Source organism: Tamaricihabitans halophyticus, from assembly GCF_004340875.1.
GTDB classification, from domain to species: Bacteria; Actinomycetota; Actinomycetes; order Mycobacteriales; family Pseudonocardiaceae; genus Tamaricihabitans; species Tamaricihabitans halophyticus.
Window position 1 is genome coordinate 763,428 of the sequence record NZ_SLXQ01000001.1, and the last position, 23,570, is coordinate 786,997.

General features: G+C 62.3%; 26 protein-coding genes. 4 read left to right on the top strand and 22 right to left on the bottom strand.

Annotated elements, in window-relative coordinates; all coding sequences use genetic code 11:
- The first annotated feature begins 151 nt into the window (after nt 1-151).
- Nucleotides 152-1,372: a sensor histidine kinase gene (locus EV191_RS03610; RefSeq protein WP_165912806.1), complete on the top strand. Its 1,221-nt coding sequence runs from the start codon at nt 152-154 to the stop codon at nt 1,370-1,372.
- Between the two features lie 15 nt (nt 1,373-1,387).
- Nucleotides 1,388-2,044: a response regulator gene (locus tag EV191_RS03615; RefSeq protein ID WP_132875343.1), complete on the top strand. Its 657-nt coding sequence runs from the start codon at nt 1,388-1,390 to the stop codon at nt 2,042-2,044.
- A gap of 27 nt (nt 2,045-2,071) precedes the next feature.
- Here the strand turns inward: EV191_RS03615 and EV191_RS03620 are convergent, their stop codons facing one another.
- The 19 genes from EV191_RS03620 to EV191_RS03710 form a co-directional block, all read right to left on the bottom strand.
- On the bottom strand, nt 2,072-3,451 hold the full coding sequence (locus EV191_RS03620) for an acetyl-CoA carboxylase biotin carboxylase subunit (RefSeq protein WP_243658730.1): 1,380 nt from the start codon (nt 3,449-3,451) through the stop codon (nt 2,072-2,074).
- Nucleotides 3,452-3,456: 5 nt separating this feature from the next.
- Nucleotides 3,457-3,993 carry an acetyl-CoA carboxylase biotin carboxyl carrier protein gene (locus EV191_RS03625; protein ID WP_243658731.1) on the bottom strand — a complete coding sequence of 179 codons (537 nt, stop codon included), beginning with the start codon at nt 3,991-3,993 and terminating at the stop codon, nt 3,457-3,459.
- Between the two features lie 21 nt (nt 3,994-4,014).
- On the bottom strand, nt 4,015-5,688 hold the full coding sequence (accA, locus tag EV191_RS03630) for an acetyl-CoA carboxylase carboxyl transferase subunit alpha (protein ID WP_132875344.1): 1,674 nt from the start codon (nt 5,686-5,688) through the stop codon (nt 4,015-4,017).
- A gap of 133 nt (nt 5,689-5,821) precedes the next feature.
- On the bottom strand, nt 5,822-6,124 hold the full coding sequence (locus EV191_RS03635) for an antibiotic biosynthesis monooxygenase family protein (protein WP_132875345.1): 303 nt from the start codon (nt 6,122-6,124) through the stop codon (nt 5,822-5,824).
- Nucleotides 6,121-6,474 (bottom strand): antibiotic biosynthesis monooxygenase family protein, encoded by a 354-nt coding sequence (locus EV191_RS03640; RefSeq protein ID WP_132875346.1) that lies wholly within the window; start codon nt 6,472-6,474, stop codon nt 6,121-6,123. The genes EV191_RS03635 and EV191_RS03640 overlap by 4 nt, the downstream gene beginning before the upstream one ends.
- Nucleotides 6,474-7,226, bottom strand: a complete 753-nt coding sequence (locus EV191_RS03645) for an SDR family NAD(P)-dependent oxidoreductase (protein WP_132875347.1) — start codon at nt 7,224-7,226, stop codon at nt 6,474-6,476. The genes EV191_RS03640 and EV191_RS03645 overlap by 1 nt, the downstream gene beginning before the upstream one ends.
- A 30-nt stretch (nt 7,227-7,256) precedes the next feature.
- Entirely contained in the window at nt 7,257-7,709 is a 453-nt protein-coding gene (locus EV191_RS03650; protein ID WP_243658732.1) for an anthrone oxygenase family protein, read from the bottom strand.
- Nucleotides 7,710-7,744: 35 nt separating this feature from the next.
- Complete coding sequence (locus EV191_RS03655; protein ID WP_132875349.1) at nt 7,745-8,206, bottom strand: SRPBCC family protein; 462 nt, start codon at nt 8,204-8,206, stop codon at nt 7,745-7,747.
- A gap of 2 nt (nt 8,207-8,208) precedes the next feature.
- Entirely contained in the window at nt 8,209-8,469 is a 261-nt protein-coding gene (locus EV191_RS03660) for an acyl carrier protein (protein WP_132875350.1), read from the bottom strand.
- A 37-nt stretch (nt 8,470-8,506) separates the two neighbouring features.
- Entirely contained in the window at nt 8,507-9,748 is a 1,242-nt protein-coding gene (locus EV191_RS03665) for a ketosynthase chain-length factor (protein WP_279388403.1), read from the bottom strand.
- Between the two features lie 96 nt (nt 9,749-9,844).
- Nucleotides 9,845-11,101 (bottom strand): beta-ketoacyl-[acyl-carrier-protein] synthase family protein, encoded by a 1,257-nt coding sequence (locus tag EV191_RS03670; RefSeq protein WP_132875351.1) that lies wholly within the window; start codon nt 11,099-11,101, stop codon nt 9,845-9,847.
- Nucleotides 11,098-11,517 (bottom strand): cupin domain-containing protein, encoded by a 420-nt coding sequence (locus EV191_RS03675; protein ID WP_132875352.1) that lies wholly within the window; start codon nt 11,515-11,517, stop codon nt 11,098-11,100. Before EV191_RS03675 ends, EV191_RS03670 begins: the two co-directional genes overlap by 4 nt.
- 5 nt (nt 11,518-11,522) lie before the next feature.
- Nucleotides 11,523-11,858: a TcmI family type II polyketide cyclase gene (locus EV191_RS03680; RefSeq protein ID WP_132875353.1), complete on the bottom strand. Its 336-nt coding sequence runs from the start codon at nt 11,856-11,858 to the stop codon at nt 11,523-11,525.
- A gap of 20 nt (nt 11,859-11,878) precedes the next feature.
- A complete protein-coding gene (locus EV191_RS03685; RefSeq protein ID WP_341539592.1) occupies nt 11,879-12,865 on the bottom strand; it encodes an NAD(P)-dependent oxidoreductase in 987 nt (328 codons plus the stop codon).
- A 37-nt stretch (nt 12,866-12,902) separates the two neighbouring features.
- A complete protein-coding gene (locus EV191_RS03690; protein ID WP_132875355.1) occupies nt 12,903-13,358 on the bottom strand; it encodes an anthrone oxygenase family protein in 456 nt (151 codons plus the stop codon).
- Nucleotides 13,359-13,372: 14 nt separating this feature from the next.
- Nucleotides 13,373-13,750, bottom strand: coding sequence for a SchA/CurD-like domain-containing protein (locus tag EV191_RS03695; protein ID WP_132875356.1), 378 nt, complete (start codon nt 13,748-13,750; stop codon nt 13,373-13,375).
- Complete coding sequence (locus tag EV191_RS03700; RefSeq protein ID WP_132875357.1) at nt 13,750-14,487, bottom strand: SDR family NAD(P)-dependent oxidoreductase; 738 nt, start codon at nt 14,485-14,487, stop codon at nt 13,750-13,752. Before EV191_RS03700 ends, EV191_RS03695 begins: the two co-directional genes overlap by 1 nt.
- Before the next feature lie 119 nt (nt 14,488-14,606).
- On the bottom strand, nt 14,607-16,100 hold the full coding sequence (locus tag EV191_RS03705; protein ID WP_132875358.1) for a peptide MFS transporter: 1,494 nt from the start codon (nt 16,098-16,100) through the stop codon (nt 14,607-14,609).
- Nucleotides 16,101-16,140: 40 nt separating this feature from the next.
- Nucleotides 16,141-16,518 carry a SchA/CurD-like domain-containing protein gene (locus EV191_RS03710; RefSeq protein ID WP_132875359.1) on the bottom strand — a complete coding sequence of 126 codons (378 nt, stop codon included), beginning with the start codon at nt 16,516-16,518 and terminating at the stop codon, nt 16,141-16,143.
- Nucleotides 16,519-16,805: 287 nt separating this feature from the next.
- Here EV191_RS03710 and EV191_RS03715 point away from each other — a divergent pair, with 287 nt between their 5' ends.
- Nucleotides 16,806-17,666 carry an LLM class flavin-dependent oxidoreductase gene (locus EV191_RS03715; RefSeq protein WP_132875360.1) on the top strand — a complete coding sequence of 287 codons (861 nt, stop codon included), beginning with the start codon at nt 16,806-16,808 and terminating at the stop codon, nt 17,664-17,666.
- A gap of 331 nt (nt 17,667-17,997) precedes the next feature.
- Here the strand turns inward: EV191_RS03715 and EV191_RS03720 are convergent, their stop codons facing one another.
- On the bottom strand, nt 17,998-19,005 hold the full coding sequence (locus EV191_RS03720) for a methyltransferase (RefSeq protein ID WP_132875361.1): 1,008 nt from the start codon (nt 19,003-19,005) through the stop codon (nt 17,998-18,000).
- Nucleotides 19,006-19,514: 509 nt separating this feature from the next.
- Between EV191_RS03720 and EV191_RS03725 the strand changes: the two genes are divergently transcribed.
- A complete protein-coding gene (locus EV191_RS03725; protein WP_165912808.1) occupies nt 19,515-21,410 on the top strand; it encodes an AfsR/SARP family transcriptional regulator in 1,896 nt (631 codons plus the stop codon).
- A gap of 44 nt (nt 21,411-21,454) precedes the next feature.
- On the opposite strand, the gene EV191_RS03730 is transcribed toward EV191_RS03725, so the two are convergent.
- Nucleotides 21,455-22,270, bottom strand: a complete 816-nt coding sequence (locus tag EV191_RS03730; protein WP_132875363.1) for a bifunctional allantoicase/(S)-ureidoglycine aminohydrolase — start codon at nt 22,268-22,270, stop codon at nt 21,455-21,457.
- Between the two features lie 20 nt (nt 22,271-22,290).
- The gene (locus EV191_RS03735; RefSeq protein WP_132875364.1) at nt 22,291-23,556 is read right to left on the bottom strand and encodes a DUF6986 family protein; all 1,266 of its coding nucleotides are present in this window, start codon (nt 23,554-23,556) and stop codon (nt 22,291-22,293) included.
- Nucleotides 23,557-23,570 lie beyond the last annotated feature (14 nt).

Sequence of the window (23,570 nt, forward strand, 5' to 3'; positions counted from 1 at the left end):
GCCGCGCACGTCCCACGCCGGGCCGATCTTCGGGCTACCGCCAACGGCTCATCCACGTAGTCACCGCGCTGGCAAGCACCCCATGCGGAGTACTCGCTACGTACTCCGCATGGGGTATGACAACGTGGATTACGGCGTTTACCCTGGTCAGGTGGACCACTTGCGGCGGATACCGAGGCGCTGGCTGGACATCTCGCTCGCGCTCGGGGTGTTTGCCTTCATACTCGGCGGCGGCCTGCTGCGGGCCGCCGATTCCGCGTTCGAGCAGCCACTGGACGTGCTGGCCGTTGCGCTACTCGCCGTATCCTGCGCCGCCCTGTATTTCCGGAACCGGGCACCATTGATGGTCTGCTGCGTCACCGCCTGCTGCTCGATCGTCTACTACGGTGTGCCGTATCCCGGCATCGTCGCGTCGATACCTACACTGCTCGCGCTGTACGTACTGGCGGCCAAGGGGAGACGCTGGACCGCGATCGCGCTCGGCCTGCTCTTCTGTATCGCCATGTTGCTGGTCAGCAAGGTCGGCGTACTTTTTGGTCTGATCGATGGACCGGACCAGCTCAACACCGATCCCGCGCTCATCCTGGCTGGATGGACGGCCGCATTCTGCATCGCGGGGGAAACCACCCGGCAGCGCAGGGCGCAGCTGCACGCAGCCAACGAACGTGCCCGCGAAGCGGAACGGTCTCGGGACGAGGCGGCACAGCGGATGATCAACGAGGAGCGCATCCGCATCGCACGGGAACTGCATGACGCACTGACCCACGCGATCTCGATTATCAACGTGCAGGCTTCGGTAGGACTGCACTTGGCTAGCAAGCAGCCCGAGCGGATGGCCGAACACCTGACAGCCGTCAAGGACGCGAGCAAGGAAGCGATGCGTGAACTGCGCGCGACCCTCGAAGTCCTGCGCGACAACACCTCGAATCCGCTGAACGAGAGCGTTGCCAGCCTTGCCAGGTTGGACGAGCTACTACTGGGTGCCGAACGGGCCGGCCTCGCGGTACGTCTCGAGGTTATCGGCAAGGCTGACCAGCTGCCGGAGAAAGTGGACCAGGTCGCTTACCGAATCCTGCAGGAAAGCCTCACCAACGTTGCCAAACATGCCGCCCGGTCCAACACCCACGTCCGGATGCGATACACCCCTGACCAGCTTCAGCTTGAAGTGGACAACGAAAACGGGCGGCCAGAACGGACCGAACAAGGCTCCACAAACAGGCTGGGAATCCGCGGGATGCGAGAACGTGCTGACTCGGTGGGCGGTATTGTGTCTACAGAGGCTACCCCGAACGGAGGCTTTCGCGTACGTGCCAGCCTACCGATCTCCTCATCCGGCATTCCGGTATCCGCCGGCGCACCCGATCGCGTCTGAAACTGCTGAACAGCCGTGATCCGCGCGCTGCTCGCCGACGACCAGACCCTCATCAGGGCAGGTTTCCGCGCGCTGCTTGACGCCGAGGATGATATCGAGGTCGTCGGTGAGGCAGGCGATGGCGCGGAAGCCGTCCAGCTCGCTACCGAACTTGCCCCGGACGTCGTGCTGCTGGATATCTCGATGCCCTCGCTCACTGGCATCGAGGCGACCGAACGGATCACCGCCGACGCACGGCTGGCCGAGGTCAAAGTGGTGATCTTGACCAACTATGCGCTCGACGAGTACGTCTTCGCGGCCCTCCGTGCTGGCGCCTGCGGCTTTCTGGTCAAGGACACCGAGCCGGCCGAGTTATTGCATGCCGTTCGAGTCGCCGTCAGGGGTGACGCGCTGCTGTCCCCCGGCATCACGCGCCGGCTGATTGCCGAGATCGTGGCCAATGCGCCGCGACCGGCTTCCCCGGCAACTGATCACCTCACCGACCGGGAACGAGAGGTGCTGACGCTCGTCGGTACCGGACTATCCAATGACGAGATTGCCAAGAAACTGTTCATCACGCCGATGACCGCCAAGACACACGTCAGCCGAATTATGGTGAAAAGCGGGGCACGCGATCGAGCGCAGCTCGTGATCGCCGCCTACGAGTCCGGCCTGGTAACCCCCCGCGGATAGCCGCAGCCCTCTTCGCGACCGCATTCGTTAGGGACCTTGCGGTTCGAGAAAGGACGTGGTGTGCCGAGCTTCCTGAAATACCGGGTCAGCGATAATGGCCCGCAGTGCATCGCGAGTAGTCCGCACCCGCTCGCCACTGATCCGGAACTCTCTGAGTGCACGGTTCATCCGCGCCAGCGCCCGTTCCCGGTCGGGCGCCCAAGCGATAACCTTGGCAACCAAGGAGTCGTACTCGGCCGGAATCCGCCAGCCCGCGTACGCCGAGGTGTCGACCCGGATGCCAGGCCCACCAGGCGGTAGGAACTCAAGTAGCTCGCCCGGCCGTGGCACAAATCCGTTGTCCGGATCTTCCGCGTTCACTCGGCATTCTATGGCCGCGCCGTTCGACCGCACGTCCTGCTGGCGAAGTGACAACTCCCGTCCTGCGGCGATCAACACCTGCTCCCGGACGAGATCCACGCCGGTCAGCATCTCGGTCACCGGATGCTCAACCTGAATTCGCGAGTTCACCTCGATGAAGGCGATCTCCTCGCCCTGCACGAGGAACTCGAAGGTTCCCGCACCCGTGTAGCCGACCTCGCGCGCGCCGAGCACGGCCAGCTCTCGCAGCCGGTCAACGATCTCGGGCGATATCCGAGCGGCGGGACTCTCCTCGATGAGCTTCTGGTGCCTGCGCTGTACCGAACAGTCCCGCTCGCCGAGTGCCACCACATTGCCGTGCTGGTCCGCTAGGATCTGCACCTCGATATGCCTGGTGTTCTCTAGGTAACGTTCAATATAGACGCGCTCATCACCGAACACCGAACGCGCGACTGACCGGGTGGACCGAAACTTCGGCACCAGATCCGCCCAGTCCCGGACTACAGCCATCCCATTTCCACCACCACCTGCCGCGGCCTTGATGATCAGCGGCAAGCCGATCTTGTTCGCGGCATTTACCAGGTCTCCTACGTTACCCACCGGGTCGATAGTGCCGGGCAGCACGGGCAAGCCAGCGTCAGTCATGATCTTACGGGCGGTCGACTTGTCTCCGAGCTGGCGCATCGCCGAAGGCTCCGGTCCAATGAAGACCAATCCGTTGCGCGCACAGATCTCCGCGAAATCTGGATCTTCGGACAGAAACCCGTACCCGGGGTGCACGGCTTGCGCGCCGGTTGCTCGGGCCGCCTCGATGATCGGCGGTGCGTACAGGTAACTCTGTCGCGGCGCGGCCGGACCGATCCGCACCGCCTCGTCCGCCGCCAGCACCGCCGCCGACCGACTGTCAGCGGTGGAGTACACGACCACGGTTCGGATACCCATCTCCTGACAGCTTCGCACCACGCGTAACGCGATCTCACCACGGTTGGCCACCAGAACCGTGTCGAACACCGGACGCTGGCCACGTTCCGCTGGCTCAACCAGCACGCTGGTCACGATGACCCTTCCGGTCGAATCGCCTCGATAACGAAGAGCGGTTGTCCATACTCGACAGACTCGCCGTCCTTGACCAGAATCTCGACGATCCGTGCGCGTTCATCAGTGGTAACGGCGTTCATCAGTTTCATCGCTTCGACGATGCCGACCTGCTGACCGGCCTCAACGATCGTGCCAACCTCCACATAGGGCGGAGCCCCGGGTTCGCTCGCCCGGTAGAAGGTACCGACAAGTGGCGCGCACAATTTCTCCGATACCTCGACGTCCTGGTCGGTAGCTGGCGGGTCCGCGTAGGCCGGACGCCCAGCAGCTGGCCATTCGACCTCAACGCTGGCGCAACCGAACTTCACGCGTACTCGCTTGGGTGAGTGTGAACCGGCGCGCGCCATTTCCGCGACACTGCGGCACAGCGCGGTCAAGGCTCCGTCCGCGCCCAACCGCGCCATCTCCGCGTCGATGCTGTCGACACCGTTCGCGTTCTCGGTATCGAAAAGTTCCTCTCGCTGCACACTCGGCAGTTGCGACGGGCTCAACGCGATTCCTCCTTTGATCAGTCACGGCTCGGTACCAAAGCGCCGGAACCTCTGGCGGCGCTCGGCGACCAGCTCCTGGCCATCTTGTGTTCGCAACTCCCTTAGCGCGCACACAACCGCTCGGCGCACCAGTTCGCTGGCCTCAGCAGGATCCGCATGCGCGCCGGAGTTCGGTTCCGGAACTACCCCATCGACGATTCCAAGCTCGAGTGAGGATCGAGCATCGACACGCAGTGCTTCGGCCGCCGCCGTAGCCGCTTCGGAGGTCTTCCAGAGTATGGCCGCGCAGCCCTCCGGACTGATTACCGAGTACATCGCGTTCTCGCACATCAGCACCCGGTTCGCTACGCCGAGGGCGAGGGCACCTCCGCTACCGCCCTCGCCGGTAATCACGCTAACGACCGGACTGGGTAGACCGCCCATGATCCGCATACACTCAGCGACGGCACTTGATTGTCCGTGTTCCTCCGCGTCGAGCCCAGGGTACGCGCCCGGTGTATCTAGCAAGGTCACCAACGGCACCCGCAGTTTCGCCGCCAGCCGCATCAGCCTTGCCGCCTTGCGATACCCAGCTGGTGATGCCATACCGAAGTTTCGCCGGACTAGCTCGGCCGTGTCGTGCCCTTTCTGGTGACCAATCACCACCACCGGAAGCCCGTCCAGGATCGCGATCCCACCGACAACCGCAGGGCAATCGAACCCGGTACGGTCACCGTGCAGTTCAACGAAACCTTCCACCCAGTTTACTAGATGGTCCAATGTGGTCGGACGGTCAAGGTCTCTAGCTAACCGAACCACGTCAGCCGATGACTTCATGGCCAGTTGATCTGGGTGATAGCGGGTAGGGTCAGTTTCCGCCTCACCCCAACGCCGCGGCACTGGTGCGCTCGCGGTGGCAAGCACTCCCAGCACCGAGGCGAGTTCAGCGCGAGGGCGAACATCATCGACGAGGCCATGGCGGAGTAGGAACTCCGCGGTCTGGAAACCATCTGGCAGCTTGCGCCGGATGGTCTGCTCGATCACGCGCGGTCCAGCGAACCCCATCCTGGCCCCTGGTTCGGCTAGAATTACGTCGGAAAGCGTCGCGAAAGACGCCGCAACACCGCCGTAGGTCGGATCCGTGACCAGGGTGATAGTAAGCAAACCGGCTTCGTCCAGTGCCGCCATCGCATTACTGGTCTTCGCCATCTGCATCAAGGAAATCGCGCCCTCTTGCATCCGCGCTCCGCCCGACGCGGTGACTAGTAGCAGCGGTACGCGCTTGCGTAGGGCCGCTTCTGCGGCGCGCGTCACGGCTTCGCCCTCGGCCGCCCCCATGCTGCCGCCAAGAAAGCGAAAATCCATGGCCGCGACGACAACCGGATAGCCCCCTATCGTTCCAGACACGACCTCAACCGCCGCGCTGAGTGCCGTCGCGTGCCGCGCGTCAGTCAGCCGGTTCCGGTACGCGATCCGGTCACTGAACCGAAGTGGATCGTCGATGGTTTGCCCGGTATCGACCGCGGTGATCGATCCACTGTCCAGCAGTTGTTCGAATCGCTGTGTCAGCACGAGCTGTGTGTGCTGGCCGCACTCCGGACACACGCCGGCCAACCGGTCGAATCGCTTGCGGTAGATCAACACCCGGCATCCGGCGCAGCACAGCCAATCCTGCTCGCTCGCCAGCTCGTCGACCACCTCTACTGGTCTCGTCATGTCAACCCCAACTCTGCCATCGTCGGCAGGCGAACCACCGCCTAGCACTGGACTCGGATATCCAGCCATGGTCGCTCCAGTAGCCGCGAGGCTCTCGAGCACGCCCTTTCCCAGATTCCGCCATCCCGACACGTCAATAGGCCGCTCTTACTTGAAAGATGCCAAAAGCACGATCGAGATTCGGGTCGCGAAACGGACGCAGCGGTGAGGTCTGCCGCTTGTGCTCGCCACTCCGTTCCCATGCCTCGAACATCTCCTGGCTCTCCCAGTAGCTGACGACCACGAAGCTGGTTGGATCGTGGTTTGCTTGAAGCAACTCGTTGCCAAGCATTCCGGTTACTCCAGCCAGCTCGCTGCTTACCTCGTGATACGCCAACTCAATCTGCACCGGGTCGCTGGTGCTGTGATAGAGCAGTACCCGCACACCGCCCTTCATCGCGCGGACTCCCAGTCCTGATGTGTTGTCCCGACACTCGCGACACCGGGCAGGAACGTCACCACGTTCATCGTCGTCATCCAGCCGCCAGATCGGTAGGGGTGCAGCTTCTCCCGATGCCGCAGGTGCCGATCGCTGGTCTCGAACTCACGGAACCGCTCCTCGCTGACCCAGTCGCTGACGATGTAGTAGACGCCTTCGTCCTCGCTGTGGGAAAGCCACTGCCCAAGATTCGCCGGATGAGTCACCACCGAGTCACCGACTTCGCACCATACTCGCTCGAACTCCTTGTCCAGGCCGGGTTTTATCTCCATTCGCAACATCACGCGAAACACGTTTTCCTGTGCCATCAGGAGATACCTCCGTCGACGTGAATCGTGGCCCCGGTGACGTACCGGGAAAGATCACTTGCAAGCCATAACACGGCGCCCGCCACTTCCGCTGGTTTACCCAGTCTGCCGATCGCGGTCTTGTTGCTGTACATCTCGATCAGCTTCGCCCGGTTTTCAGCCGGCATGTCATCGAGCGCTTCGGTCTCGATCACGCCAAGCGCGAGCACGTTGAAGCGCAACCCTTGCTTACCGTGTTCCTTCGCCAGCGATCGGGTAAGGCCGCGCAATGCGGCCTTGGTCGCCGTATAGTGCGCCCGGAGCGGGATACCGACCTCCGAGGACTTCGAGCCGATACTGATCACCGAAGCGTTCGCCGTCAACAGAGGTAACGCATGCTGGATGACGAGATGCGTGCCGGTCAGGTTCACGTCGATAACCCGTTGCCACTCGTCAACCGAAAGCTCGGCGTAGGGAACGTGGCTAATCGTGCCGGCGTTGTTAACCACCAGGTCAAGATTGCCGAGCCGAGTACGGCATTCGTCAAGAAGTCCGGCCACCTCCGTTGCCGACCCCAGATCGGCGCGCAGGACATGGTGGTTACCCCCGATCTCCGCAAGTTCCTTGGCCAAGCTGACACCGGCAGCATCGTCCTGCCGGTAGCACGTCACAACATCGACGCCGGCATTGGCCAGCTCGAGCACCACGCCACGGCCAACACCACGAACGCCGCCCGTGACGAGTGCGTGTTTACCCTGCAAACCAAGATCCATCGTTCCTCCAGAATGAGTCGAGCAGTCGAATCAAAGAACCAGGCCAAGCGCGACGCAGTTCGCCAGCAGCGCCGCGGTTGTGAACGTCGCGCGCGCTCGGTTCCACACTCCCCAGTGCCGCCGGGGATCCCGCTCATCGAAGTCGTCTGGCAGCCTGGCTGGGTCGAGCGTGCGCACCCATCTGTTGACCGGAACGTTCTTGGTCAGCGAAATGATTACGGTCGCGGCGGCCAGCAGGCCGGCAACCGCAAACAGCGCACTGCTGACTGTGCCGAGGTTCGCGAACACGAGCGTCCCGTCTACCACCACGGTCACGACGAGACAGATGGGCATGAACGGGTCGTAGCGAGTTGAGAAAAACGCGTGCGCGTGCACGTAGTCTGTCGCCGACAGGGTGTCGAGCAGCGGCCAACCACCAAGCAGCGTTCCCATCAGCACTCCAGCCGCAAGACCGTTGCACAGCAATACAACTGGAATCAGCATCTCGTGCACCGCGGACCTCCCCGTACCGGAGTCGTTCAGCGGGCCGCGATCCGGGCGGCGGCTTCGATCTTGTCCTTGATCAGGTTCTGCTGGATAGGAGTGTTACGGTTTAGCCGATCCTGCATAGCCGAATCGTCGACAGGTGCCTGTGGCTTCATTTCGAAGTCCTGCACCCACCGCATCCGGATCTTGTCGCCCTCGGCCAGGTACTCCCAGTAAATCCACATGTACTTGAAGGGTCCGGTCTCGATCCGTTGCGACCGTACGGTTCTGGTCTCCGCATCCGGTGTTCGCGCGGAGGTCCAGCTCCATACTTTGCCATGCTCATCCGGATGCAGTGCGAGCCGGAAGATGATCGTTCCTGATCGCTGATCCAGGATCTTCGCGTCAGAGTACTCACTGAACAGTGTTGGCCATGACTCGATGTCATTGGTCATGTCCCAGACCAGGTCCATCGGAGCCGCTATCACGATCGCGTTATCGGTATGCCCAGCCATTGTCACACTCCCGCCCGCTGCAGCTGCTCATTGATAAAGGTCACCACGCTGCCCGGGGTAGTGAGCTGCGCGAGCTGCTCGCCCGGGATCGGCACTCCGTAGCTGCGCTCGACCTCACTGGCGACCTGCAAGAGCGCCAGCGAGTCATAGCCAAGTTCGACGAACTCGGTGTCGGCGATATCGCCATCGAGATCGACCTCCTCGTCGATTCCGGTGCTCTCGCGCAATGTCCTGCGCAGATCATCCAAAGTGAACTTCGGCATTACCCCTCCCATGGTTGACATGACTTGGTCTTGACACTCAGTTTCGGGACCTTCTCAACACCAGTGCCGCGTTGAATCCGCCGTATCCTCGAGAGAGAACCACCGCGGTACGCAGATCGAGTTCACGTGGCTGCCCAGTCACGAGATCGATAGGGCAGCCAGCCGCCAGCCGCCGTGGACCAACGGTGTGCGGAACAACGCCATGCCGCAACGAAAGCAGCGCTGTCGCCACGTCCAAGCTCGCACCGCCGCCGTACAGTCGCCCAGTCAGGGTCTTCGGTGCCGTTACCGGTACGGCGTTCTCCCCAAAGACGGCGCCGATCGCTTGTGCCTCCACGATGTCCAGCTCCGGGACGCCCATCGCATCGGCGAATACGACGTCCACATCAGCCGCGTCGACTCTCGCGTCGTCGAGCGCGCGCGCCAAGGTGGCTCGTAGGGCCGGCGCTCGTGCTGACTCTGGACGCGGGTCGAACCCCGTGGCGTGGCCGAGTATCACCCCATAAGCATCCTGCTGCGCACGTTCGCCGATACGTCCGGCATCCTCGAGTATCAGGATCGCGCCGCCCTCGCCCGGCAGGAAACCCGCAGCGTCCTGGTCGAACGGCAGATACGCGGTTTCCGGGTCATCCACAGTTGACAGAGACCCACTGGCGAGCTGAGCAGTGAGTCCGTACGGGCACAATGCGGCGTCCGTACCACCGCTGACGACCAACCTTGATTCGCCGGACCGCACAAGCCTACGTGCCTGACCAAGGGCAGCAAGCCCACCTGCCTGCTCAGCACACACCACCCCGCATGGACCACGCATTCCGTTCCGGATCGAAACCTGCCCGGTTGTCGCGGCGTAGAACCAGGCAATCGACTGGTAGGCGCTGACCCACGATGGGCCGTGCTGATACAGCCGAGTCATCTCATGCTGGCCAAACTCCGTCCCACCGGACGAACTCGACGTCACTACCGCCATCTCGTACTCAGGTAGGCTCGCTGGATTCACGGCCGCATCGGAAAGCGCGAGTTCCGTGGCGCGCAACGCCATATGCGTCCAGTGATCGGTCTGCGGGATGAGTCTGCCTGGAACTCGCCCCTTGGCTACAAAATCCCGTACCTGACCACTCAGCTTCACCGGGTAAGCGGCGGGATCAAACCGGCTGATCCGATCGATGCCGGTCTTGCCGCCGAGGATCGCCTGCCAGTGCGATTCCACACCGATACCGGTTGGCGCCACCACCCCGATCCCGGTACACAACGGGGTATTCCCGTCGATTGCTGCCATCATCCCGCTCTCCCAGTCTGCCGCTGGCACGACCAGATCAGCGTCACAAGCGGTGCTTGAAGTCGTCTCGAACACACCTCGGGAGCCGGCTCGAGCGATTCACTCGGGGCGACTGAGAATCGTAGCGGTCTGGAAACCACCGAAACCACTTCCAACACTCAACACGGTCCGAACGTGGTGCGACCGTGCGGTCACTGGCACGTAGTCAAGGTCGCACTCCGGATCCGCATTGCGTAGGTTCGCCGTCGGCGGGACTACTTGACGATCCAGCGCGAGTGCGCATGCCGCCAGCTCGAGCGATCCAATCGCGCCAAGGGAATGCCCGATCATAGACTTGATCGAACTCACCGGGACCCGGTACGCATGCTCCCCGAGACTCAACTTGAACGCGGCGGTCTCGTGCCGGTCGTTCTGTTTCGTCCCCGAGCCGTGCGCGTTGATGTAGTCAATATCGGCAGGATCGATCGTCGCACGGGACATAGCGACGCCGATCGCCTCCGCCATCTCGCGACCGTCCGGTTTGAGCCCGGTCATGTGATAGGCGTTGCTACGACTGGCGAAGCCGCGAAGCTCCGCATAGCAACGGGCGCCACGGGCACGTGCCGCGCTGGCTTCTTCGAGGACCATAACCGCCGCGCCTTCACCGAGCACGAAACCGTCTCGCTCGGCGTCAAACGGGCGCGAAGCGTGTGCCGCGTCGGCGTTGTTGGGCGACGTCGCCTTTATCGCGTCGAAGCAAGCGGAAGTAATCGGTGAGAGCGGCGCATCCGTGGCACCCGCGAGAACTACCTCCGCCGAGCCCTCTCTGACTAACTCCGCACCATGGTTGACCGCATCCAGCCCTGAGGTGCAGCCGGTGGAGATCAACACCACCGGCCCCTCGGCCTCGGCCTCCCACGCTACCTCGACCGCAAGCGTGCTTGGCACCATGTACCCGTAGAGATGCGGTACTCCGTACTCGTGATCGACGAGCCATTTCCGTCCGTTGTCGGACAGCACGGTGTACTCCGCTTCCAACCCCATCGTGCAGCCAACCGCGCTACCCAGACTCACGCCTACCCTGGCCGGGTCGAGGCCGCCCAGTTCGATCCCGCTGTCGCGCACCGCCTCCCTGGCACTGACTACGGCAAACTGTGCGGCGCGGTCCATACGGCGCTGTTCCCGTGCGGTGAGACCAGCGGCAGTCGGATCGAAATCAACCTCGGCCGCCACCCTCGACCGGAAATCACTCGCATCAAACAAGCTGATCGTTCTGGTCGCCGTGCGGCCGGCACTCAGCAGTTCCCAGTAGTTCTCCCGCCCAATGGCCCCCGGGGCCACCACCCCGATCCCGGTGATAACGACCGACCTGGTCATCTGACCGTGCCCACGTCGGGATGCTCGCTTGTCGCCGCGATCGGCTGCTCGGTATCGACGTGACCAAGGTCAGGGCGCGGGGCCAGCGGCGCTAGGTGGAACACCACCATGGCCTGCTGGTCCCCAACGTTCACAAGTCGATGCCGGACACCGATCGGAACCAGCAGCGCGTCTCCCGCGCCGACTCGCACGGGTTGACCATCCAGCGACATCTCCATGGTTCCGGTAATAACGTGTAGGAACTCCTCGGAGTACGGATGGTAGTGCTCGGTAACGAACTCACCTGGTGACAACCACAGCACTCCGCCGAACCCGGACGTCGAACCGACCGTCTTCGGGCTGAGGGTCACCCGCAGTTCACCGCCGCGCCGATGGTTCGGCACCGCGTCTGTGACGTTGAATCTCAGATGGTCCATTGTAGTCACCGGACTCGCCCCGATTCCGCTGTCCAGACGTAGAACGGCTCCGCCATCGCGTCTTTTGGCTCCTTCCAGTTCGGGTCGTACGGCGAGACGAACTCCGTCAACCGTTCACTGATATCGCCGTAAAGTGGGTGACTTCGAGCCCGGTAAAGGTTCGGGGATATATCGTCGTCCGCTTCCACTAGGTGGAAGTACAGGTCGTGGAATGTGAACAGTGTCCGCCGGGAGACGCCGATCATATGCGGAAGATCTGTTTCATCAGACTCACCGAAGACCTGGCCGATCTGGTCCGGGTTATCGGTCTTTAGCTTGGCGACGATCAACGTACGGTGCATGGTTCCCTCTCCCCTGTCACTCAGTTCGACCAGTCGGAAACACTTTCCTGTTGTCGCGGCGGCATGCCCCGGTCGTCGAGTTGCACACGAAGCATGCACGCCGCGTCGCTGTCTTGCTCACCCATATCCGCCGCATCACCAAACCGCGACGCAGCCCGGTCAACCAGCGGAAGTACGACGCCGTGGGTAGCCGCCTCGCTCAGGGCGTTCAGCAAGTCCTTTTCCATTAGCCTGACCCGAAACGCCGCCGGCTGATACTCCCCGGACCGCATGAACGAGGCTCGAAACGCCAACACCACACTGCCGAACCCGCTGTTAACGAGCGTGTCAATCAGCACGTCCTGGTCAATACCAGCAGCCCGTCCAAATGAGACTGCTTCGGCAAGCGCCACAGTCTGGGTGCCAAGTAGTAGATTGAAGCACAGCTTCAGCACGCTCGCTGATCCAGTTGTGCCTACGTGCACCACGTTGCCACCAAGCGCTTCCAGTATATCGCGCACCTGCGGTGCAGGCTCCGCAGTGCCAGCGCTGAACACTCGTAGAGTGCCGTTGCGCGCCATTTCCGGGTTTCCCACCACACCCGCTTCGACCCGAGTCATCCCGGCGAGCGCGAGCCGCCGCTCCGCGTTGCGCGCGTACTCGGGTGAGACCGCCGAGGTATCCACAATGGTGGTTCCCTTGCCCGCGGCAGGCACTAGCTCACCGAACAGAAGCTGCTCTACGGCGGCGTCATCGCTCAGGCTTAACACCACGACGTCCGCACCATCGACTACCTCGGCCGGCGTGCGGACGAGCCGCGCTCCCGCATCGACCAGTGGCCGCGCCTTGTCCGCCGTACGGTTGTACACCGTTACCTCATAGCCGCTTTCGAGTAAGCGATGTGCCATTCCGGCACCCATCGCGCCCAGTCCGACAAATGCCAGTCGACGCCCGCCCATCTCGTCTCCCGCCGTAACGAAACTCCAGAACGACGCAAGCCTGGTCCGCAAGGCTTGAATGTCGCTCAATCACCAATCACGGCCCGCCTCGTCACGCGCCTGAGGCTCACGCCATCGCCACCAGTGCCGCATTCACCACGAACGCCGTCAGCGCAAGGCCGGTACGCAGCAGGTGCCACCGGCGCCATAACGGCCGTGGATCCCACCAGTCGCGCGGCAGGTTGTCCGGGTTTACCTTTTTTACCTGCCGGTTCAACGGGACATTGCACAGATGCGACACGACAGAAACCCCAAAAAGCAGGACGGCAGCAGAACCTGCCAGTAGCCGCCCCTGCCAAGTGGATATAACCGCTGCCAACGCCATGTCCAGCGCCACCGACGTGAGGACAACGATCGGCATCGTCGGATCCCAGTTTCTCCCGATCAACTGGTGCGCGTAGACATACCGGTCGGCCGGCATCCGTTGCAGGGCAGGTAACACGCTCAAAGCGACCGCGAAGAGGACTCCGGCGGTTACACCACTGCCAAGCAGAGCCAGCACGCCAAGCGTGTCCACAATCATCAGCTGATCGCGCCCTACGTCTCTGGATGCGTTTCCACTGTCAGTTGCGAGATACATCGCATGGCGGCATTCCGAAAATAGTTGCTGAACCCGTCAACCGTGCTGGTGTCTCGACCTTCCGCGAGGTACGGGGCCAGCTCCTGCTCGATAAGGTGTACGCCTCGTTGCGCGGCCATATGTTTTCCGATGGCGGTGAAATCGCCTTCGAAATGGATAATCCTGACCAGCACGTCGTCTTTGATGAACACTGCCGTGCCGAGTAGCCTGCCCGCGTCCGTGCCGTCTTCGTTGCGCAGCTTCGGCGTGTTGACTCGCTGAAAACGACCGAAGATCTCGGCAATCTCGTCATCGTATCCAGGCTTCACTCGGTAGGTGATCGCTGCGTAGGGCATTAGACTCCACCGTCCACATTGAGGGTTACACCGGATATGTAGCTCGCCGCGTCACTGGCCAGAAAGAGCACGGCCGCGGCCACATCCTCGGGTTGGCAGATCCGGCCAAGCGCCGTCATACCTACGATGCGTTCGACGATCGCCGCTGGCATTCCCGCTCCCGGCTCGGTCTCCGTCAGACCCGGAGCGACCACGTTCACCCGGATACCACGGGGTCCCAGCTCTTTGCACAGTGCCCTGCACATCCCGATCAGCGCGGCTTTGGATGCCGTGTAGTGCACACCCAGGGCGCGTCCACGTAACGCCACGGACGAACCGATGTGCACTACGGACGACCTATCCGCGAGCTGGCTCAGCAACGTATGGGTAACCCGATAGGCCGCAGTGACGTTGTGGTCGATTACCCGGTCCCATTCGGTTGACACCAGATCTCCGAATGCCACCTGACCGTCCACGCCGACATTGTTGACGAGCACGTCGAGGTTCCCGAGCCGTTCATCGACTAGTTCGGCCAATCGTTGCACGTCTTGTTGTCTGGTGACGTCCACCTGCGTGACAAGGTGATCAGCGGAGATCTCCTCGAGTTCGCGGCGAACCTGCGCGGCGGCGTCGGTATCTGTCCGATGGCAGGCGATCACGGTGGCGCCGGCCCTCGCGAAGGCGAGCGCGGTGGTACGGCCGATACCTCGGGTGCCCCCGGTGACGAGCACCCGTTTGTTCTCGAGTCCTTGATTCACCGAATCTCCTTCCACCAGGATCTGCGCACTGGTCCCGCTTGCGAACGTGCTGAACTGCAGGTTCCTACGATCCTGTTCGGGAGTAGCGGAGCTCTCAAGTTCCGAGCAGGTATCGGCAATCACCGCGCAGGCACGGCGTATCCGGCCAGTGCCCGCGCGATGGCGTGACGCTTGTGCAGGATCAGGAAGCCGAACGCGCCGACGAGCAATCCACTGGACAAGTAGTACACGGGCGGCGGCAACACGGTGGCTAGCCGAACCACCTGACTGCCGAGCCCGCCACCAAGTGCGGCGAACAACCACAGCAACCCCAGCATCTGCGAGGTGAACGCCGGTGGCAGCACGTCCACGACCGCCGCGACGCCGACGGCCGCGACGATCAGCTCACCACAGGCGTGCGAAAGGTACACGATGAGCAGCCAGATCGGCGAAACCTTGTCACCACCCGAGGCCAACGCGCTGGCAACCGACATCACCAGGAAGCTACCGCCGGCGATCGACAACCCGAGGAACAGTTTGAAGGCGCTCGCCGAGACGGCACCTCGGCCGATTCTGGGTAACAGCACCGCGAACATCGGTGCAAGCACCAGAATGAACAGCGGTGTCACCGACTGCAACCAGCTCGCCGGTACAACGAATCCGAAGAACTCGCGATCCGTGTGGTCCCTGCCGAACAGGTTCAGCACTGAGCCACCTTGCCCAACCAGCATCCAGAAACCCGTCCAACCAAGAAAGATCCAGAGGAAAGTGGTGAGATTAGCTCGCTCTGCCTGGCCGAGCTCACGTTTACTACGCAGACTCAGGTAAGCGGCGACTGGCACGAGCATGGTCAGCAGGCCAACCACGGCCAACAGCGTGACCGGATTCAAAGCTCCGGTGAACGCGAGCACCAGCAGCAAGCCGACAAGCAGCACGGCGACCGGGGAGCCACGACGCGCGAGCTGCATAGAGTCTACTCGAGACAGCGGTCTTGGCACCGTTCTGCCAACCGGCCCGAACTGCCGCGCGGCGATCAACAGGGTGAGTAACCCGATGAGCATCGCGATAGCGGCGGAAAGGAACGCCAGTCGCCAGTCATAGCGCTCGCCAAGAAATCCCGCGATGAGTGGCGCGAACAACGCACTCAGTTGTACGGCAATGTAGAGTATGGAAATCCCGGATTCGCGCCGTTTGCGCTCGGTGATGACGAGGCTGAACATGGTCTGGTGGCTTGGTTTGTACAGACCCGCACCGACCGAGACAAGGAACATACCGGCGAGAGTTCCCGGCTCCCCCGAGAAGGTCATGATGAGATAGCCGCACAGGCTCAGCAAGCCGCCGAGCATCAGCGCCCTACGCGCACCGACAAGCCGATCAGCCACCCAACCACCAGGCAGTGAAAGCATGAAGGTAAGTGCCATCCACACACTGAACAGCGCGGCGGCATCGGCGGCTGACCAACCCAGCCCGCCCCGATCCACCGGAGCGGACGCGAATAGCGCGAGCACACCGATCATCACGTAGAAGCCGAATCGCTCCCATATATCGGTGAGGAACAGCACGACGAACGGCCCCCGGATGCGTTGCCGGTACTCCGCTTCGTCACGGAAGGTGGCTTCGACGATCCTTGACATGACTAGCTCCCGAGGTGAGCTCGAACCCAGCGAATGGCTGCTACCGATCTACTGGCAGATCGCGAACCGAGATCTGGCTGATCGTACGGAGAAGACTGCGCTGGAAGGTCGCCAGAAACCCTTCCGGCGTCGCGGTATCTCGCGGCTTTGTCAAGTAGGGGGCTAGTTTCTGCTCGACCTCATGCACACCGGGTTGCTCCGCCATATGCCGCGCGATCGCGAGCAGATCGCCCTCGTACTCGATAACCCGCACGAGAGTGTCATCGCGGATGAAGACCGCGGTTGAGAGTATCCGACTCGGAACGCCGGACCCGCCGTTGACATCGGCTGAAGCCACCCGACGAAAGTTCCGGAATATCTCGACGATTTCTTCTTCGAACCCCGGTTTGATGTCATAGGTGATCGCCGCAAACGACATTGTCCGCTCCATGGCATGGCTCGGGTACTGATGGTCACCGGTACTCACGTGGTAACGAAGTCTGCCCGAGGTTGCTTGCGGGACACTCGAAGCTCAGTCGTCGCCATGGCACGAGCGCAGCAGTCAAGATCTCGATTGTTCAATGTGGATAATCCGGTCGATCCTGGCTTTCCCAGTCCTTCTCGAACGACGGTCGACCGGCTGCTGCGAAGGTCCAGAACGGTTCTGTCGCGTCTCAGTGTGGTCAGCAGTCGGATCCGCTGAGCAATACCAACTAGGAGCGTGTGATGCGAGTCGGAGTCGGCCTACCCACCACGGTTCCAGACCTCACCGGACCTGTCCTCGTTGACTGGGCAAGCGAATCTGAGCGGCTCGGATTCTCCACCATAGGTGCATTGGACCGACTGGTTTACCGCAATCTCGAGCCGATGGCGGCGTTGGCCAGCGCCGCAGCGGTAACCAGCCGGATCGGCTTGGCGGCTACCGTCTTCATCGCGCCGTACCGGTTGGATACCGGCTTGTTCGCCAAGCAGGCGGCGACCGTGCAGGAAATCTCGCGGGGGCGACTGACCGTCGGTATGTCGGCAGGCCTGCGCCAGGACGATTTCGCCGCAACCGGGGCAACCTACCAAGATCGCGGCCGGCGCCTCGACACGATGATCGAGACCTGTCAAGCCATCTGGTCCGGCACCGCCCAGGGCACGCATACCGGCATCGGGCCAGTACCGGCACAGGGCCGTCCTGCACTGCTGGTCGGCGGCAACTCCGAAGCCGCGCTGCGTCGAGTCGCCAAGTACGCCGACGGCTGGGTGGCCGGATCGGGTTCACCACAGCAGTACGCGGACATGCTAAGCAAGCTGCGTGACTACTGGCAGGAGCACGGCCGGACTGGCACCGCCCGCGCTCAGGCCTTGGTCTTCTACGCGCTCGGACCCGACGCACCCACGACCGCCGAGCGCCACCTTAGTCATTACTACGCCTTCCTCGGCCGCTACGCCAAGGTGATGGTTGACAAGGCGGTAACTGATGCCAGCCAGCTGCGCGAAGTCATTGCCGGTTACCGCGAAGTTGGCTGCGCAGAGCTGCTGTTCTTCCCGTGTTCCGGCGATCTACGGCAGTTGGAACTACTGGCCAGAACGGCTCTTTGAACACCAAACCGCTGTCGACGGCATATTGATCTCCGATCCGCTTCGCTGGCCAGCTACCGGAACGTTGTGGCTCGAATAGGTGCGCGGACCGGCGAGGCCGACGAGGGGTCATCGTGGTCGCCGATCCGCGCCTAGGCGGCGCTGGGGTCGCCGCCCGATCTCGCCCGCGGCTCGCGGCCGAGATTTCGTGCGATCTATATAGTCCCGGATCCAGCTGGTGGAGGCATTCCGCGGGAAGCGACAAGTCCAACTACTCCGCGGCGGACGCATAACGGACATCCACCGGGACCGTACACCGCATGCGGTACTCGGCCACTACTCCCGAGTACGATCAAGGTCGCCGGCAAACGACTAGAGTGTCGTAGTCACCAAGCGACTGCTGGGTCGTGTTGGCGCAACCCGCTGCCGTCGCAAAGCTAACCAGCTCACTCACCGGATACTCGGCGCCCCCTTCGGTGACCAGCAACATGTCCAAGCTGATCACCAGATTCTCGACGTGATCCGGATCGTCATCGAGCATCCGGTCGTACACCAGCAGCGCGCCTCCTGGATTGACCGCCTCGAAGGCCTTGCGGACCAACTGCTCCCGCTCTCGAGCGTCCCAGTCGTGCAGCACATGGCCGAGCAGTACGATGTCGGCCGCAGGAAGCGTGCGTTCGAAGAAGCTGCCAGGGTGAAAGTCGACTGACTCGGCTAGCCCCATCGTCGCCATATGCTCGTCGAAGAACGGCTCCAGCTCCGGAAGATCAAGCACATGGCCCCGCAAGTTCGGGTACGCGGTCACCAGCCTGCCAACCATGTTGCCTCGGCAGCCGCCGACATCGAGTACCGAACCGTACGCCGAGAAGTCGAAATCCTTGATCAATTCCGGCGCAAGCTGCTGCGTAAGGGCATCCATCATACCGATAAATTGCCGTAGGATGGCGGGATTCCGCAGCACCTGCTGGAAATCTCCGGCCGCTTGGGGCTCGCCGCTACGAAGCGCTTCAGATAGTCTCCCCCACGCGGGGTACAGATTGTGATTCGACCTCAGCAGAAAACCGCCGATGTACGACTGTTTGCCACGCACCAGGTACGCATTAGCACCAGGAGAATTAGCGAACGTACCATTCTGCCGCACGATTAACCCAAGGGCAACCAGTAGATGCAGGAAGTCCGACAGGCCTCGCCCATTGAGGTTCAGGCGATCTTTCAGCTCGGCCTCGGTTGCTGGACCATCCGCAAGTGCGCCAAACAGATCCAGATCTACAGCCGTGAGCAAGGCTTTGGCATCGCAAAACATATTACCCAAACGGAGCAGACCGGCCGCTGTGTTTACGTCTGGACTGATAGTTGTCACTATTAATACTCCTACCTATCCGACCTTCATCCGTATTTATGCGCTTAATCCCGCGAATAACGGTTACCCGGCGCAGCGAACCGGATACCACTAGCTAACCAACCTTTCCGGTCACACAGATACGAGACCGGACATAGCGCCACGCGCCGCGTATACTCTTTACTCACGTGCATGCGAAGGGTGAGCACCCAGTTCCGCAGCTTATGCACAGAACCTAAAAGGATGGTCGACTGTTGCTGGGAGCGACCGTTGCCTCTGACGAGCAGCCGCATGACGCGACGTCGCCATAATTCAACATGTACAGAATGCGACGTGCCGGCGGATGTGACTCGATGGTTTCCGGCGAGTGGACCAAGTCAGGCATCCGTATCTATATTGGAGCTGTCGCCGTGCTCAAGTGAGGTTCGAGTCAGTTTTCAGCGACACATGGGGAAATGACCCTACGAAGATGTCTGGGGAATTCGGGGCTACAAACCCGAAAAGTCACGTTTCGTGCGAGAGGGGTCGTCATGAAGATCTCGATACTTGGACCACTCGAGGTGGCCCGAGGCGGCACAGTCGCTACGCCGTCTGCACCAAAGCTTCGTAGAGTACTCAGTCTACTCGCGTTACGCTCGAACAATGTTGTACGTAATGATCAACTCGTCGAAGAGCTCTGGGAACAAAGCCCACCGGTCAGTGTGACCACCACTTTGCAAACCTATATCTACCAGCTCCGCAAACTACTGGACCTGCGGGCGCCCAACGCGCGGGCGAACGGTGGGGCGCCGACCGTCAACACCTTGCATTCCTACCCCAATGGCTACATGCTCGCGGTCGCGCCTGAGGCACTGGACGCCTACCGGTTCGAGCATTCGGTGCGTCATGGTTATCAACTTAGCGAAACCAACGAAGTATCCGAAGCAGCAAGTGCGCTCAGGCAAGCCCTTTCCATCTGGCGAGGTCCGGCCCTTGTTGATGTCGAACCCGGTCCGTTGCTACAAGCCGAGCTGCTGCGGTTGGAAAAACTCCGCGAAAGCGCATTGGAGCTACGGCTCGACACCGAGCTGCGACTCGGTAAACATCAGGAACTCCTCGGCGAGCTAACCGGGCTCGCGGCCCAACAGCCGACGCAGGAGGCATTTCAGGCAAAGCTGATGCTCGCGTTGTACCGGTCCGGCCAACGAAACGAAGCACTCGACGTATACCAGCGAGCACGCAAAGCGCTAGCAACCGAGCTGGGCTTGGAGCCCACTCGAGAGATCCAGCGAATGCATCGTGCGATTCTGTGTTCGGACAGCAGCCTCGATCTGAAACCGGCACCAGAGAAGGTCGTAACCCGGTTTCGCCCCAGCAGACACGACCAGCTTGCGCCAGAAAGTCGCCCGCTAACCGGCCGCGACTGCGCGATCAACCTCGGGTTGGCGGCACTTTCCCCTACTCAGTCGGCGCCCGGAGCCGCTGTCGTCGTTGGACCGCCGGGCTCTGGGAAGTCAGCGTTCTGTGCGCATATCGCACGGCAACTTGTGAACGAGTACCCTGACGGCCAACTGTATGCGCACTTGCTTGATGCGGATGGGAATCGCCTCGAACCCAACGATGTGCTCGTTGACCTGCTCCGAAAAGCCGGGATCAGGCCCGACGAGCTGGCCGTATCGTTCGAAGAGCGCGTGGATCAGTACCGGGATCTGACGTCCCGCAGTAAGGCACTGATCGTGCTCGATGACGCGGTCGACGACCAGCAACTGTTCCCATTGTTGCCGTCCAGACAGAGCTGTGGCGTAATCATCGCGAGCAGACGCCGGGTCTCGCTCCCGTTTAGCCAGGAAACAATCGATCTTGCTCCGTTACCTGACGACGCGAGCCTTGCGCTACTCGCCGAAGCGATCGGGCAGGAGCGCGTCCGGTCGGATCTCGAGACGGCTCACGAGCTGGTTTCACTCTGCGACGGCCTCCCGCTTGTGCTGCACGCTACTGCTCGCCGATTATTTCTTCGTCCACATTGGACTATCGAGTTCGCGGTACGGTGGCTCCGACAGCAGTACGTGGACGCGGCGACAACCTCTGCGGATCCTCTCGGCCTCCGTAGAAGCGTGGAACGAACCTACAAACAGCTAGCCGAAAGCGTCCAGGCAACCTTCGGGGTGCCGTCACCCAGCTGCGGACGCCCGTACATTAGACCCGAGAACGTGTCAAAGGCGCTCGGTGTCGATGCCAGCACGGCCGAGAGCTTGCTCGAGGATCTGGCCGAGGCTCGACTTCTCGAAGTCGAGCCGGACAACACAAGTTGGGAAGGGTTTCGATACCGCTATCTTTCCTGCCTGTGGACGATTGGCCGGCAGATTCAGCTTGCCAAGCAGCAGTCACCCAACCCGAGTATCGCGAGACCGAGAAGCGGTTGCCTGAACGTCGAAGGCCGGGTCTAGCCTTCACGTGTGACCGCGTTCCGCAGGGATCGTGCAGTGGGGTTTCAGCGCCAGAGTGGGGCGTGCCGGTTGACGTCCTTGTAGAGCAGATATCGGAACTTGCCTGGACCACCGGCGTAGCAGGCTTGCGGGCAGAAGGCGCGCAGCCACATGAAATCGCCCTCGGTTACTTCGACCCAATCGGTATTGAGCAAGTACATCGCCTTGCCCTCCAACACGTACAGCCCGTGTTCCATCACATGCGTCTCGGGGAACGGAATGGCCCCGCCTGGCTCGAAGGTGACGATGTTGACGTGCATATCGTGCCGCAGATCGGTGGGATCGACGAACCGCTGGGTGCGCCACGCCCCGTTGGTATCCGGCATCTCGACCGCTGCGACGTCACGCTCATGCGTCACGAAGGACGGCGGCCGGCCGATTCCCGCGACCTCCTCGTAGGCCTTGCGAATCCAGTGGAAGGTCGCGGTGCCCGCGCCACGGTTGTGTAAGGTCACCTCGCTCCCCACTCCGAGATAGGCATACCCGCCGGGCTCCAGGATGTGTGTAGCGCCGTCAAGGCCGAGTTCCAGTTCGCCGTCCACAACGAACAGCACGCCTTCGGCCCGTTCATCGACCTCCGGCCGGTCGCTACCACCACCCGCGCCAACCTCCACGATGTACTGGCTGAACGTCTCGGCGAACCCGGTCAACGGCCTTGCGAGCACCCACAGTCTCGTGGCCGTCCAATTCGGCAGCAGGCTCGCAGTGATATCGCTCATCGTCCTGGCCGGCAGCACCGCGTACGACTCGGTGAACCTGGCCCGGTCGGTGGTCAGCGCGGTCTGCGCGGGCAACCCACCACGGGGTACGTAGTAGCCCACAACAATCCTCCGTATCCGATCTACTTCGGTCCATTAGCGACAATCCCGCGGAGCGCGGTATCCGGGAACGGCACCTCCTCCGGCCCAACCGCACCGCAGTCGATGCCCCTGAGCAGGAAGGCCGCCATGGCGCGCGCCGTGGCCGGCTCGTCCAGAATCGCGCCACCGCCATCGCCAAGGTAGGCGGCCAATCGACGTGCCAGCTCGGGAAGGCCGCGCCGGAAGTAGGCATAGGTCGCGGCGAACCGGCTCGGCAGCTGCGCGGGGTGCAGGTCCCAACCCTGGTAAAACCCGTTGTGCAGCGACCGGCTGACCAACCGCCCGTGCAACGCCCATGCGGCGTCCACCTCGTCAGCCGAACCGATCGGCAGCACATTCGTGGATCCGTCGGAGAGTCGAACGGCCGTGCCCGCGGCGGCCACCTGCATAACGGCTTTCGCGAAGTCCGCGGCCGGATGCGCCATGCTCTGGTCGCCTGCCGCGATCCCGAGTGCAGCCGAATAGTCGTAGGTGCCGTAGGGCATTCCGGTGATCCGACCATCCCCGGCAGCGATCATCTGCGGCAGTAGCGAGACGCCATCGGGCCCAAGGATCGCCTGTGGCGTCTCGACCTGGATCTCGAACTCCAACCGGTCCGGAAGTCCCAGCGCGGACTCCAGCTCGGTCAGCACCAGCACCATTGCCTCGACCTGCGCCACCGAGGTGACCTTCGGCAGGGTGAGCACCAGCCCGGCTGGCAACGGACCAAGCGCGGCCAACCCGGCCACAAACCGCTCCAGGGTACGCAAGCCACGGGCTTTCGTCGGCGGCTCAAGGCTTTTGAAGCGGATGCCCACGAAAGGCGGCAGCTGCGCATCCTGCCGCAGCGCGTCAATGGTTTCTACCGCGCCGTCCACCGCGGCATCTTCGGTCTCGTCGGCCACCGCGCCATAACCATCCTCGAAGTCGATCCGCAAATCCTCGATTGGTTCGCGTCGGAGTTTCGCCAGGACCAGCTCGCCGACCGCCGACCGCTCGTCGGCGTCGTCGATCAAGCCATGCACGGCAAGCAGGTGCTCGATGCCGCCGGCCCGGGCTACGGACCGCTCCGCCGCTGCCGCCCAGTCCCGCACGAGATCGCGGTCAACCTGGTGCGCTGGAACGTAAACCGAATGGACAGGCTGCCTGCTAGTCGGCGCACCGGGATAACGCCGCGCCTGCCGCTCAGCCGCTTCCTCGAGCATCCGGTCCACCCGTGTACGTACGGCTGGGCTCAGGACAGTAGTCGTCGGCTGCGGTAGTTCCATGTTGTGGAGTATAT

Coding starts and splice junctions, on each gene's coding strand:
- accA (WP_132875344.1), bottom strand. CDS start 5,688: ATGACGAGACCAGTAGAGGTGGTCGACGAGCTGGCGAGCGAGCAGGAT.
- EV191_RS03635 (WP_132875345.1), bottom strand. CDS start 6,124: ATGAAGGGCGGTGTGCGGGTACTGCTCTATCACAGCACCAGCGACCCG.
- EV191_RS03640 (WP_132875346.1), bottom strand. CDS start 6,474: ATGGCACAGGAAAACGTGTTTCGCGTGATGTTGCGAATGGAGATAAAA.
- EV191_RS03645 (WP_132875347.1), bottom strand. CDS start 7,226: ATGGATCTTGGTTTGCAGGGTAAACACGCACTCGTCACGGGCGGCGTT.
- EV191_RS03650 (WP_243658732.1), bottom strand. CDS start 7,709: ATGCTGATTCCAGTTGTATTGCTGTGCAACGGTCTTGCGGCTGGAGTG.
- EV191_RS03655 (WP_132875349.1), bottom strand. CDS start 8,206: ATGGCTGGGCATACCGATAACGCGATCGTGATAGCGGCTCCGATGGAC.
- EV191_RS03660 (WP_132875350.1), bottom strand. CDS start 8,469: ATGCCGAAGTTCACTTTGGATGATCTGCGCAGGACATTGCGCGAGAGC.
- EV191_RS03665 (WP_279388403.1), bottom strand. CDS start 9,748: ATGATGGCAGCAATCGACGGGAATACCCCGTTGTGTACCGGGATCGGG.
- EV191_RS03670 (WP_132875351.1), bottom strand. CDS start 11,101: ATGACCAGGTCGGTCGTTATCACCGGGATCGGGGTGGTGGCCCCGGGG.
- EV191_RS03675 (WP_132875352.1), bottom strand. CDS start 11,517: ATGGACCATCTGAGATTCAACGTCACAGACGCGGTGCCGAACCATCGG.
- EV191_RS03680 (WP_132875353.1), bottom strand. CDS start 11,858: ATGCACCGTACGTTGATCGTCGCCAAGCTAAAGACCGATAACCCGGAC.
- EV191_RS03690 (WP_132875355.1), bottom strand. CDS start 13,358: ATGATTGTGGACACGCTTGGCGTGCTGGCTCTGCTTGGCAGTGGTGTA.
- EV191_RS03695 (WP_132875356.1), bottom strand. CDS start 13,750: ATGCCCTACGCAGCGATCACCTACCGAGTGAAGCCTGGATACGATGAC.
- EV191_RS03705 (WP_132875358.1), bottom strand. CDS start 16,100: ATGTCAAGGATCGTCGAAGCCACCTTCCGTGACGAAGCGGAGTACCGG.
- EV191_RS03710 (WP_132875359.1), bottom strand. CDS start 16,518: ATGTCGTTTGCGGCGATCACCTATGACATCAAACCGGGGTTCGAAGAA.
- EV191_RS03715 (WP_132875360.1), top strand. CDS start 16,806: ATGCGAGTCGGAGTCGGCCTACCCACCACGGTTCCAGACCTCACCGGA.
- EV191_RS03725 (WP_165912808.1), top strand. CDS start 19,515: ATGAAGATCTCGATACTTGGACCACTCGAGGTGGCCCGAGGCGGCACA.
- EV191_RS03735 (WP_132875364.1), bottom strand. CDS start 23,556: ATGGAACTACCGCAGCCGACGACTACTGTCCTGAGCCCAGCCGTACGT.